This window comes from Bacteroidales bacterium, from assembly GCA_022647615.1.
In the GTDB taxonomy this organism is placed as follows: Bacteria; Bacteroidota; Bacteroidia; order Bacteroidales; family UBA932; genus Egerieousia.
The window spans coordinates 1,216,909-1,230,252 of record JALCKZ010000001.1 but is presented as its reverse complement, the minus strand read 5'-3'; the positions used below and the strand labels follow the sequence as shown (position 1 = coordinate 1,230,252).

General features: G+C 41.0%; 9 protein-coding genes. All 9 read right to left on the bottom strand.

The window, feature by feature from the left end; genetic code table 11:
* Positions 1–58: 58 nt before the first annotated feature.
* Positions 59–1,351, bottom strand: coding sequence for a hypothetical protein (locus tag LKM37_05315; GenBank protein MCI1720419.1), 1,293 nt, complete (start codon positions 1,349–1,351; stop codon positions 59–61).
* A gap of 59 nt (positions 1,352–1,410) precedes the next feature.
* A complete protein-coding gene (locus LKM37_05310; GenBank protein MCI1720418.1) occupies positions 1,411–3,564 on the bottom strand; it encodes a carbohydrate-binding domain-containing protein in 2,154 nt (717 codons plus the stop codon).
* Positions 3,565–3,742: 178 nt separating this feature from the next.
* The gene (locus LKM37_05305) at positions 3,743–4,684 is read right to left on the bottom strand and encodes a helix-turn-helix transcriptional regulator (protein MCI1720417.1); all 942 of its coding nucleotides are present in this window, start codon (positions 4,682–4,684) and stop codon (positions 3,743–3,745) included.
* 223 nt (positions 4,685–4,907) lie between these two features.
* Positions 4,908–6,248: an NADP-specific glutamate dehydrogenase gene (gene gdhA, locus LKM37_05300; protein ID MCI1720416.1), complete on the bottom strand. Its 1,341-nt coding sequence runs from the start codon at positions 6,246–6,248 to the stop codon at positions 4,908–4,910.
* A 183-nt stretch (positions 6,249–6,431) separates the two neighbouring features.
* Complete coding sequence (locus tag LKM37_05295; protein ID MCI1720415.1) at positions 6,432–7,448, bottom strand: 2-oxoacid:ferredoxin oxidoreductase subunit beta; 1,017 nt, start codon at positions 7,446–7,448, stop codon at positions 6,432–6,434.
* Positions 7,449–7,460: 12 nt separating this feature from the next.
* Positions 7,461–9,293 carry a 2-oxoacid:acceptor oxidoreductase subunit alpha gene (locus tag LKM37_05290; GenBank protein ID MCI1720414.1) on the bottom strand — a complete coding sequence of 611 codons (1,833 nt, stop codon included), beginning with the start codon at positions 9,291–9,293 and terminating at the stop codon, positions 7,461–7,463.
* A 240-nt stretch (positions 9,294–9,533) separates the two neighbouring features.
* Entirely contained in the window at positions 9,534–10,127 is a 594-nt protein-coding gene (locus LKM37_05285) for an OmpH family outer membrane protein (protein ID MCI1720413.1), read from the bottom strand.
* 85 nt (positions 10,128–10,212) lie between these two features.
* Positions 10,213–10,806, bottom strand: a complete 594-nt coding sequence (locus tag LKM37_05280; GenBank protein ID MCI1720412.1) for an OmpH family outer membrane protein — start codon at positions 10,804–10,806, stop codon at positions 10,213–10,215.
* A 39-nt stretch (positions 10,807–10,845) separates the two neighbouring features.
* The gene (bamA, locus tag LKM37_05275) at positions 10,846–13,344 is read right to left on the bottom strand and encodes an outer membrane protein assembly factor BamA (protein ID MCI1720411.1); all 2,499 of its coding nucleotides are present in this window, start codon (positions 13,342–13,344) and stop codon (positions 10,846–10,848) included.

Sequence of the window (13,344 nt, the reverse complement as noted above, 5' to 3'; positions counted from 1 at the left end):
AATATTTACAATAAAAAAAGCGGGTATAGCCCGCTTTTTTATTGCACTCAATAATCTTTTACTGTAAAGTTCCTGAACCGGTTAAAGTGCTGTAGGTTAAGGTATAACCGTTTTTATTAATCGTTCCGTTATTGGTGATTGTGCCCACATAAGAATTGCCGGTCAAATTCCATGTTCCGTTAATAACAGCCTTAGTTGATTTGCCCGTGTTTGCATTATTGTAAGCCCCGCTCCAAACAATACCGCTGTTAACTGTTACTGTAGCAGTTCCGTAGGAGTCTACTAAAATATTTCCCGTGTAAGTTTTTCCGGAAGTACCCGCAAGTATCAGATATGCAACCGGACTTGTTGTTGACCACCTTGTATTGTAATCTACTTTCAACAAATTACCTGATGCAATGCTTAATGTTGCATCTGTTAAAGTAACCGTGCCCGTAGTGCTGGTAGTTATTTCAATTAGCGGAGCCGTTGAGCTTGTGGAAGTTAGCGTACCTCCGTTCACGTTTATTTTTCCGTCGTAACCGGATGCATCACCGGAGCCGCTCTGCAAAATCATCATTGCGCGGGAGCTTGAGCTGGATGAGATGGAGCTGTTATTAATTGTAATTGAGTTACTTCCCTCAATGACTCCAATTTCTCCCTGGGATGAAGAGCCTGTGATATTATTTACGGTGATTGTGCCGGTTGAATAAATTACCGCACAATCTGTTCCCGTAGTTTTGTATGTTCCTCCAGTAACTGTAACGGTACCGCCACCTCTATCTGTCGCTATTACAGAGCTGTTGCTGCCTGCTGTTGTGATAGTTAGATTGGTCGCATTAATAGTGCCGCCACCTGTTGCATGTATGCCTCGCGACAGATTGCTGGTGCAATTCATTGTAACGTCGCTTACTGTAACGGTTCCGCCATAGGCAACAATTGCATTTGCACCTTTAGCGCTTGTGGTAATTTTTCCTCCGCTCATAACAACTTTTGCAGAACTGCCTGATGCTAAGATAGCTGCATTGGTTCCGTAAAAACTGCTGCCGTCAGAATCTGAGGCATCTCCGGCGCTCTTTACAATTGTATCATTTGTGAGAGTCAATGTCCCGTTTGTAACTTTTATGGCATTTTGGTCTGCCGTTGTAGATGTGTAGGTCTTTCCTGATAGTGTGGTTGAACTCCCGTCAGACAGAGTATAAACTCCGCTGGATGAAGAAGTTGTAGTTGTTCCTCCGGTTGTAGTACCTCCTGTGGTAGTTCCCGTAGTAGCACCAGTACTTGCACTAGTAACGGTGCCGCTTCCTCCTGTGCATTCTGCAGCCAATATTGCAGCTGCAATAATAAATGCAAATAATAATTTTTTTTTCATAACCCTTAATATTAAATGGTTTTAGTACAATGTGTTATCCCAGATTAATTTTTAACTTTTTATCTCCCCGGCTGTCCTCCGCCGCCCGGATTGTCGCCTCCGCCGTTTGTAAACGTGCCAACTTTTGTCACGGTGCTGCTGGTTGTAAATGAGGTTATTTTTGAACCTCCGGAATATGTTGCATCCGTGTAATAATTATGGAAAGATGTTCCTCCGCTTATGCTCCCTCCGCCGTAAATATTATATGTAGAAGATGTTGCAAAGCTTGGAGTTGAGACCAGCAAAACCATTGAGCTGTAGGTCTTTGGAATCTTAAACATAATTACGCTGTTGCCGCTGGAATTTGTAATGTTTACGCAATTCCCCGCACCGCCTGAACCTCCGTAAAGCAGAGTGTTTTGAGTTGTAGAACTGGAAGGAGTGCTGCTGTCTCCTCCTGTGCCAATTATAATTCCGCCCGTAATAGTGAAAGTATTTTGGTCACAGTCAAATCCCGCCTCAGGTGTTGTAGTCCCGACAGCTAAAGTAACGCCGCCCGTAATTGTCATAGTACCATTGGAATCTATCGCATCATTATTTGAGCTGAAACAATAAGTTTTGCCGCCGTTAATAACAATTGATTTAGCCGCATTAATGCAGTCATCATAACTCTGCACCTCTATGGTACCGTTATTTATTGTCAGAATTGCCTTGCTCTCAATGCCTTCGCTCCCCTCTCCACCTGAAGTAACAACCGCAATTGCACCTCCGTCAATTGCAAGATTTCCCTCTGCCTTAATACCTTTTGGAGATGAATCATCATTACCGTACGTATACTTCTGACCTGTCGTGACAATACTAATTGTTCCACCTGAAAATGTAGCCGTCCCGTCAACAGAAATTCCTTTGCCAGCAGCACCAGTAGATTTTGCATCCAAAGTTGCGCCGCTAAAAGTCAAATTTCCATCTGCGTTTATGCATGCAGGAGAAGAAATATCTTTATCATCCGTATCATAAAATGCCGGACCGGTGGTTTTTAAAGTGAGCGTACCTCCTGTAATTGAGACGTTTGCATCACTCTTAATTGCCTTTGCCCCATTGCCTCCTGCCTGCAATGCAAGAGTTCCTCCGCTTATGGTTACGTCACCTGTAGAATTAATTCCATGTCCTTTCTCTCCCGTAGTTGTGCTTGTAATTTTTCCGCCGGTAACTTTTACATAAGGGGTAATTCCATTATCATCTACGCCATCATTATTAGTATCAACTTTTTCATAACTGGCTTTAAGTCCGTCACCGACAGATTTTATAACTATCTCTCCTCCATTAACTTCTATGGTTCCCTCTTCCGCCTCAACAGCATCTCCCGCAGAAGTAACATTCAGCAAACCGCCAGTCATCACAAACTTATCATTAACATGTATCCCGTCCTTAACGGCCCCGGTAACAAAAACAGTTGCTCCATGACGAATGCGAACATAATCGTCGCTGCATATTGCATGCTTGTAATTACCTTGTACAGAGAGCTTTCCGGTGCCGCTAAAAACAATTTGCCCCTCGCTGAAAAAAGTTCCCTTACAATCCTCCGCAGATGGAACATTAGAATAACTGCTGGCATCAGCAAGAGTATTAGTTGTACCGGAAGTAAGCACAGCAAAAGTTGTCTTTGAAGATTGAATATTAATTGCCGCCCCGGTAGTACTTGTAATATTTACTCCGTTAAAAATCAGCTCAAATTTCTTGTCGCTGTAAATTTTTAATGAACCGTCTGTTGTAGTTCCCGACAGCGTATAGTATACATTTTTTATTGTGGAAGTAATTGTCACATTTGCTCCATCCACAACTGCAGTGATACCGGAAGGGAGTGCGGACAACGCCGCAGATGTTCCTGAATATGTAATTGTTACAGGAGTTGAAAAAGTTGAATTTTCCAAATAATCATCATCGGCTGAATCAACAGCATCGCCGGATGAATCATCCGCTAAAGAATTTCCGGAACCATTTGCATTAATTGTGGTCTCCGTTGGAATTGTAATTGTAGGGTCTGAGGCAGAAGCTGTTGTCATACCGGTGCTTGAAACGCTGCCGGAACCATCAGATGAACTGCCGTCTTTTATACAGGAAGTAAGGAAGCAAAATGCTGTAAAACAAAAAAATAAGAACTTAAAATAATTGTTAATAACGCCTAAAGGGTTGCCCTCCTTGGGGCCATCCGCCTTTTCACTTTTGCGTTTCATAATTGTGTGGTTTTAACTTTAATATTTTTGGTCTAGTACGCTACAAAATTAGTCAAAACCAGTGCCAGTAATAAAATGAAAGCGGCGTATATGCCTAAAACATAGGGATATGCACCGCAATCAGCTAAAATTTATCGACAAACAGTTAAAATTTATCGACAAACAAATTTAACTTTTGCTAATTCTTTGATCTATAGTCATTTGGAGTGAAACCAACTTGCTGCTTAAAAAGCCTTGTAAAATGCTGCGGATACTTGAATCCCAACTCATACGCCACCTCGCTCACAGACCTTGTTCCCTCCAAAAGTTTCTCTTTTGCCTGCTCTATTACAAACTTTTGAATATGTTCCTGTGCAGAAATTCCTGTCTCCTTTTTCATTAAATCCCCAAAATAATTTGATGATAAATTTAACTTCTCTGCACACTGTGCAACACTTGGAACACCCTCATTTTCAGCCCTTCCGGAAGTGTAATATTGGTTAAGCAAACTTTCAAATCTTGTTAGAATATCTTTATTTTCATTCTCTCTTGTAATAAACTGCCTGTCATAAAACCTATCGCAATAATCAAGCAGCAGCTCTATATTGCGGACAATCAGCTTCTTGCTGTGCTTATCTATATCATGATGCAGCTCGCCCTGAATTTTCTTCATGCAGTCAATTACTATAGCACGCTCTTTTTCAGACAGATGCAATGCTTCATTAACTTCATAAGAAAAGAAATGGTAGTTTAAAATATTCTGTCCCAGAGACGTTCCTCTTATCAAATCTGGATGAAAAATAAGTCCCCATCCTTTTGGTACAATATGTTTCTCCTTTGTAATAAAGCCGTACACTTGTCCAGGCGCAGTTGTGACCACCGTACCCTCCTGATAATCATACTTCTGCCTGCCATATGTCATGTCTCCGCACTTAACCTCCTTAAGAAAAACACAGTAAAGAGAGTATGCCGCGCGCACTCCGGCTATCGGCGGCATAGTGGAAAAATCCACAACTGTCACCAGCGGATTCAAAGTTTCCAGCCCAAATAAATCATTGTATTTCTGGACGGTATCAATCTTTACAATCTCGCCGGTCTCCTTAGCTATCCCATTGAGATTATTGTTTTTTTGCGCTTTCATAACAAACTCTTTTTACAATGCTAATCTAACAATTTTAACATCACAAAGGTATTTCTATTATTCCCGACAGATTTATACTTATTACTTTTTGTCTTACCATTATTACTGAAAGCATAAAAATTTCACATAAAATTCATGAGCACAAGCATAAAAAAAAGAATACAAAAAGCATAAAAAAAAGCCCGCAGAAACTGCGGGCCTTTTCTTTATAAGTAGTTATCAATTAGATAATACCCTGATCAAGCATAGCGTGAGCAACCTTCATGAAGCCGGCGATGTTGGCACCCTTAACGTAGTTAATATAACCACCTTTCTCAGTACCGTATTCAACGCAAGCATTGTGGATGCTCTCCATGATAGAATGAAGTCTATCATCAACCTCTTTAGCAGACCAGCTGATATGCTCAGCATTCTGAGTCATCTCAAGACCTGAAGTTGCAACTCCACCGGCGTTAACAGCCTTACCTGGAGCAAACAAAATCTTAGCCTTCTGGAATGCCTCAATAGCTGCAGGCTGGCAACCCATGTTGGAAACCTCAGCAACTGCCCATGTACCGTTCTTCAAAAGCTCCTTAGCATCAGCCTCGGAAACCTCATTCTGATAAGCGCAAGGGAAAGCGACATCACACTTAACGCTCCAAGCTTTCTTTCCTGCAATAAACTTAGACTCAGGGAATTTCTTTGCAAATGGAGCAACGATGTTTTGGTTAGTAGCTCTTAGGTCAAGCATATAATCAATCATCTTCTGGTTCATTCCGTTAGGAATAGAGATGACACCATCGGGACCAGAAATAGCAACAACCTTAGCACCTAGCTGAGTAGCCTTTGTGCAAGCTCCCCATGCAACATTACCAAAGCCGCTGATGGCAACCTTAAGACCTTTAATGTCTTTGCCTGCCTTATGAAGCATATGCTGTGCAAAATAAAGAGCGCCAAAACCTGTAGCCTCAGGACGAACAAGTGAACCGCCCCATAGCTGGCCTTTGCCTGTCAAAACGCCTGTATTGTACTCTCTTGCAAGCTTCTTGTACATTCCGTACATGAAACCGATCTCTCTTCCGCCAACTCCTATATCACCTGCAGGTATATCTGTATCCTTGCCAATAACTCTCCACAATTCCATCATGAATGCCTGGCAGAATCTCATAACCTCATTGTCAGATTTTCCAACTGGGTCAAAGTCAGAACCACCTTTGCCACCACCCATAGGAAGGGTAGTAAGTGAATTCTTAAATGTCTGCTCAAAGCCCAAGAACTTTAAGATAGAAAGGTTTACAGAAGGATGGAATCTAAGTCCGCCTTTGTAAGGTCCTATAGCGCTGTTGAACTGAACACGATATCCGTTGTTAATTTGGATTTCGCCTTTATCGTCAACCCAAACAACTTTGAAAGAGAATATTCTCTCTGGGATAACAATTCTCTCTACAATTTTAGCTTTCTCAAACTCAGGATGTTTGTTGTACTCTTCCTCTATTGATTCAAGTACTTCTTTAACTGCCTGAAGATACTCTTTTTCCTGGCCGTACTTCTTTTCCAAGTCTGCCATTATTTTTGCTGCTTTCATATAATTATGAATTTATTAATGTTAAACTATTGTAAATAAATAAAATATTCTGTTTTAATTTTTTTTGTCTTTGCAGTTCTTTATTCAAAATCTCTGCCATATCTCAAAAAAGCATTCAAATTTATAACTTTTTTCTGCACAATGTGCTTATAATTTGAAACTTTTTTTTGCCGACAAATTCAATTACTTAACCTCCCATGTAGCGCCGCTGTGAAGCAGGTCATCCATGCACTTTACCTTGGCCTTGGATTTAACCTGGTCAATCTGCGCATAAATGCTGTCATCATAGGTCTTATCAGCTACATCTCTGATAACTCCCAAAGCAACAGGATAATCCGGATACTTCATATCTACAAGCATGCTGTGGATACCAAAGTTGTCCTCCTTAGAATTATGGACAAGCAAATCCTTCTCTGTAATTCCGTTCTCTCCAATCTTAACAACTTTAAGTTTAAGACCGTCAAGAATAATTCCTTTATCTCTGTTAGTTCCAAAAATCATAGGCTCTCCGTCCTTAAGAACAATTGTTCTATCTGCACGTACGGAGCGGTCAGAAATCTCAGCATGTGTTCCATTATTGTAAATCATGCAGTTAACAAGCATCTCAATAACAGAGGTTCCGTCATGCAATGCTGCTCTTACCATAATTTCCTGGTTTAAAGCAAGTTCTGAGTCCAAGCTTCTGGCAAAGAAAGTACCTCTTGCTCCAAGAACAAGTTCGCCCGGAGTAAACGGATACTCAATTGTTCCGTAAGGGGAAGTCTTTGTAACCATTCCATATTTGGAAGTTGGAGAATACTGTCCTTTTGTTAAACCGTATATTCTGTTGTTAAACAGGATGATATTTGTATCAATGTTTCTTCTGATTGCATGAATAAAATGGTTTCCGCCAATTGCAAGAGCGTCGCCGTCACCGGTCATCTGCCAAACGGAAAGATGAGGATTAGCAACTTTAATTCCTGTTGCAAGAGCAGATGCTCTTCCGTGAATTCCGTGGAATCCGTAAGTATTCATGTAATAAGGGAAACGGCTGGAACAACCTATACCTGAAACAAATACAAACTGCTCTTTGCTATAGCCCCTGGCCTCGCAAACCTCAGGCATTGCCCTTAAGACTGATGCAAGAACCGCATGATCTCCGCAGCCCGGGCACCACTTAACTATCTGATCGCTTTTAAAATCTTGTTGTGTATATTTCATAACTATTCCTCCTTATTTAAGATTCTTAACTGCATCTACAATCTCATGAACCATAAATGGCTGGCCCTGAACTTTATTAAATTGCTCATACTTAAACTGCGGAAGTTTAGCGCGCAAATAATCTGCAAATTGTCCGCTGTTTAGCTCGCATACAAGAATCTTCTTAAACTTCTTAAATACATCGGCAGTATTTTTTGGAAGCGGGTTGATGTAATCAAATCCTGCAAATCCAACTTTAACTCCCTCGTTAAGAAGCTGAGTAGTAGCTGTATATAGATGTCCGTAAGTTCCGCCGAAACCAACAAGAAGAATGTCGCCCTCTTGATTGCCAATAACTTCCTGCGCAGGAATGAAGTCTGCCATTGCAGCAACTTTTGCCGCACGGGCTGCAACCATTCTTGCATGGTTCTCAGGATCAGATGATAGAGGGCCGGCAGGAGCTTTCTCCAAACCACCTACTCTATGCTCAAGACCCGGTGTTCCAGGAAGAGCCCATTTTCTTACAAATGTCTTTGGATCTCTCTCATAAGGTTTAAATTTACCCTCGCACTTTGTTACGATAGGAGGCGTAATAGAAGGGAAATCCTTCATTGATGGAATCTTCCATGGCTCGTTGCCATTTCCAAGATAACCTTCTGACAAGAAGATAACAGGCATCATGTGCTCCATTGCAAATTTGCCGGCATAGAAAGCTGCTCTGAAACAATCAGATGGAGTGCGTGCGCACATTACCATGATTGGGCACTCTCCGTTTCTTCCGTAAAGAGCCTGATCCAAATCTGTCTGCTCGGTCTTTGTAGGGATACCGGTAGAAGGGCCGCTTCTCTGAACATCTACAATTACGATAGGAAGTTCCGTCATGCATGCAAGTCCCATTGCCTCAGACTTTAATGAAAGACCGGGACCTGATGTTGTAGTAACTGCCATGCTTCCTGCATAAGCAGCTCCAATAGATGTGCATATTCCTGCAATCTCATCTTCGCACTGCATTGTAACAACTCCAAGCTCCTTGTGAATTGCAAGTTCCTCTAGAATTGCTGTAGCAGGTGTAATAGGATAAGAGCCTGCAAACAAAGGTCTTCCGGATTTTTCAGAAGCAGCGATAAGACCCCATGCAGTTGCCTGGTTTCCGCTGATGCTTCTGTAAACTCCCGGTTCCAATTTTGCCGGTTCGATAGTGTAAGTATTACCTATTGCGTGAGTATTGTGAGCATAATTATAACCGTCGTTAAGTACCTTAATATTAGGAGCTACAAGCGCCGGTTTTTTTGCAAATTTTTTCTTTAGATAATCTTCCGTGAAATTAAGAGGACGGCTGAACATAAAATAACACATGCCCAATGTGAAGATATTCTTGCACCTTACAATTGATTTAGGGTCCAAGCCGCTATCCTTAAGGCTCTCTTTTGTTAGAGAAGTAATTGGCGCCCAAATAACGTTATAATCCTCTAGCTTAAGCTCTTTGATAGGATCCAATGTCTTAAAGCCGGCCTTTTCCAGTCCTTGCTCGTCAAATGAGTCCTGGTCCAGAATGATACTTCCGCCCGGTTTTGCAAACTTTGCATTTGCCATCAAAGCGGCCGGATTCATTGATACCAGCACATCTGCCAAGTCACCTGGCGTCTTTACATTTGCCTGTCCAATATGCACTTGAAAACCGGAAACTCCGGACACAGTCCCCTGTGGAGCGCGGATTTCTGCAGGATAATCCGGAAATGTAGAAATCTCATTTCCATAAAGAGCGGAAGCATCTGCAAACAGAGTACCTGTCAGCTGCATGCCGTCTCCGGAATCACCTGTGAATCTGATGACCACATCTTGTGCATCTATTACCTTGTGTTCCATTTTTTATTTAAATATTTAAATATATAATTACTATTAAAGAAATTTCCCAATTAAAATTCCCCTCTGCCGCCGGACACAAATATATGCAATTTTCTTATAGGTTACAAGAAAAAAGAAACAAATCTGTTACAAATTTTAACAAAACTTCATTTTTACCTTACATCCCTGATTTATAATAATTTGCAATAAAATAAAAAAGGCGTCCCTGACGGGGCGCCTTTAAATTAAGATTATTCAAACTTACTTTGCAGCCGGCTTTGATTCAGCAGCTTGCTGTCCAAATTGAGTAGGCTTCGTCTTGCTTGCAGGGATTTTAAGTTCTGCCTTGCATAGAGGAAGAATATCCTCGCTTTGAGTCTCATTGATGTAGATAAGAGCACCAATTGAGGTATCAAAAATGTAGGTAAAGCCATGAGACTTTGCAACCTTGTCAATAGCAGCCTGTGCTTTCTCAGCGACAGGTCCCATTAATGTCTCCTGGCGAGCGCTCAAATCTTTCTGTGCGGTCTCTCCGAATTGCTGCATGCGCTGCTGCAAATCATTAAGTTCCTGAGTCTTTGCATCTAGTATTGTCTGGCTCCAAGTAGCTTTATTATCCTGATAAGCCTTAGCTTTGGCATTAAAGTCATTCTGCATGCCAGTATACGTCTCCTCCAAATCACTAGAGTATTTCTGTATTTTAACTACAGCGGAATCTCTCTCAGGCATAAGTGCAACAAGCAGTTGAGAATTAATGTGACCAAATTTAAAAGTTTGCGCTGAAGCCTTTCCCGGAACCATTGTAACCGCAAGGGCGGCAAAAGCAACTGTCAGCAGTGTTAAAATTTTCTTCATGTTATTTCTAAAATTAATATTATTTATTTTTCTTTTTGAAAACTATCTCTTTAATGCCAAGGCTATACTATTCCAAGCCACTGAATTACTGTGCATTCAGTCTGCTTATTACAACGCTGCTCAAATCACTTTCAGCATTAGTATAAACCACACCCTTAAGAGAAGAGACGTCAAAGATAATCATAAAATCTCCCTCCTGGGCAACTGCGTTAATCGCCTTTTGTACTTTATCTCTTACCGGTCCAAGAAGCTCGTCAGATTTTTTCTGCATTGTACCATCCTGTCCAAAATAAGATTTCTGTAAGTCTTTTGCAGCTTTCTCCTTCTCAATTATCTCATTCTCTTTCATTTGCCTTTGAGTGGAATTAAGCGCAGATTTCTGCTGCTGGTAAGAATTATAAAGTTTCTCTATCGCAGAGTACTCATTATCAACCTTTGCCTTATACTGCTTGTTAAGAGCCTCAAGTTTTTCCTTTGCAACTTTGTACTCCGGAAGCGCCTCCAAAATTGTCTCCGTATTTACATATCCTGTTTTCTGAACTTTAGATACAGGACCGGTCTGAGACGTTACAACTTTTGGATTGACAACACCTTTTTTAACATACGCTCTGTTTGTCTGCGCGCAAAGCGGCATTGCGCAAAAAATACTTAAAGCCGCCATAACTAAATACTTCTTCATAAATGTTCCTCCTACATTAAAACTATTTATGTTTAATTTTTAAAACTGCTGACCAATCAAGAAGTGGAACTGGCTTCCGCCTCTCTTCATGCTCTCATTAGGAACCGGATCAAATCCATATCCCCAATCAACACCCAACATACCAACAACCGGAAGCATAACTCTAACGCCGACACCCATGGACCTCTTGATTTGGAATGGATTAAAGCTAGAAATGTCTTTCCAGCAATTACCTCCCTCCATAAATACAAGGGCGTAAATTGTTGACTGAGGCTGTAATACAACCGGGTATCTTAATTCAACAGTAAACTTATCATAAACGTGTCCTACGTAAGCATTATTCTCGGTTGGTGTCAAAGAGTAATTTGGATAACCTCTAAGTCCAATGATATCAGAACCGTACGTGTTATACCCGCTCATTCCGTCACCGCCGACTTCAAATCCTTCAAATGGAGAATACAAAGCCTTTTTGTAGTAACCCAAATAACCCCAGTTTGCAGATGTTCTCAAAACCAAATTGCCAATAAGCTTTAAGTAAACGTCACCTTTAAATGTCCATTTATGGTACTCAATCCATCTATATCTATCTTGGTCGGATTCTTTTTTGTAATCCTCATTTGACTTATTTCTAAACAAAGAGTAAGGCGGGGTAAGTTGCACGCTAGCAACAAAATCCGAGCCTGCTCTTGGATAGATTGGCTGGTCTGTTGAGTTTCTCTCCAGCGTTAAAGTATAACTAAAGTTGTGAGAGAATCCTGTCTTAAACAAGAAGTTATAATTCCAATTGTGCAGCTTGTAAGTCTGCCAGCTTAATGAGTGATAAAGGACAAAATAATTATCAGGCCATGATAAGCGGGTTCCTAAACCTGCGGACGCCCCAAATACCTCCATGTACTCATCTGAATTCTGATAGTAGTAGCTGGAGTTTGTCTGCCTTGTAAAGTATGTGGAAATGCTAAGAGATGTTGGTTTTGTTCCAAACAGCCAAGGCTCTACAAAGCTAGCTGACAATGCAGTATAATAAGTACCGCTGGTCTGGAATCTAATTGACAAACTCTGTCCGTCTCCAAGAGGAACGGGTCTCCATGCATGTTTCTTAAATATTCTCTTTATGGCAAAGTTGTTAAAGCTTACGCCCAAAGTTCCTACAAATGTATTGCCGCCCCAGCCTCCGGAAAGTTCCAGCTGGCTGTTTGGTTTCTCCTCCAAATTGTAAGCTATATCAACCGTACTGTTATTCTGATTAGGAATTAAACTGTATCCTTTTTCAGATGCGGCAGTCTCCGGATTGAAGTGTCCGATAGAGGCAATCTCTCTTATAGAACGCTCGAAATCAGACTGTGAGAAAAGGTATCCGGGCTTGGTAAATAAAGCTCGTCTTGCAATTTTCTCAGCAGTAATATTGTTTCCGTTGATGATAATTCTGTTAAATGTTGCCGGCTTGCCTTCATAAATTCTCATCTCAACATCTACTGAATCACTCTCAATATTTTTCTCTACCGGCTGAATGTTAAAGAACAAATAGCCATTATCCGTATAAAGTTTCTTTACATCCTGGTCTTGCTGCTTAGGGTCCCCGTTTAAACGTTTATCCATTGTAACAAGGTCATATATATCGCCTTTCTTAATTCTCAAAACTGAATTCAGCTGGTCCGCAGAATAGATGCTGTTGCCGGTCCAGGAAATATTTCTAAAATAATATTTATCTCCCTCGTCAAATTTGAAATCAATCTGCAACCTGTCGGGAGATATATAATACATTGTATCCTTGACAATTCTGGCGTCTCTGTATCCTTGCTCGTTAAAGGTGGATATCAGACTGTTCTTGTCATTCTTAAATTCTTTCTCATTAAACTTCTTGGATTTGAAGAAGTTGAAAAGACGCTTGTCCCTGGTCTTCTTCATGGACTTCATCAATTTCCAATCTCCCACATCCGTATTCCCCGCAAATGTAATCTTCTGAATTCTAACCCTCGGACCCCTATCTATATGGAAAGTTACTCTTACCGCGTTATTAATAACGGTATCAGTCTCTTGCGTAAGATTTACAGCGCATTTCAAGAATCCTTTCTCTGCATAATATCTCTTGATAATGTCTGTAGATGACTTGATTATGTAATCAGAAAGCTCAGAACCTTTCTTAAGTTTTAGCCTCTCATCCAAATCTGATTTCTGGCCGCTGCGCACACCCTCAAAAATCCATCGCGATACTCTTGGGCGCTCAACCAGGTGAATGCCAAGTGTAATAGTATCATTTTTTCCAATGGAATCTATATAGAGTCCGGCGTCAGAAAAATATCTCTGTGCCCAGATGCGCTTTAGAATGTCCGACACGTCGGAGCCGGGGATTGTGATTTTATCTCCTTTGGAAAGTCCTGTGAATGAGATAATCTGGTCCTCGCTCAAATACTTTATTCCGGTAACTTTTATTTTCCCGATAGTGTAGGTCTTTGGATTATCATAATCAACTTCCTGCGCCGCAAGGGAAATAGGAACAATGGCCAATGCCAACAATAAAAAAGCTTTTAGTAGTTTCAT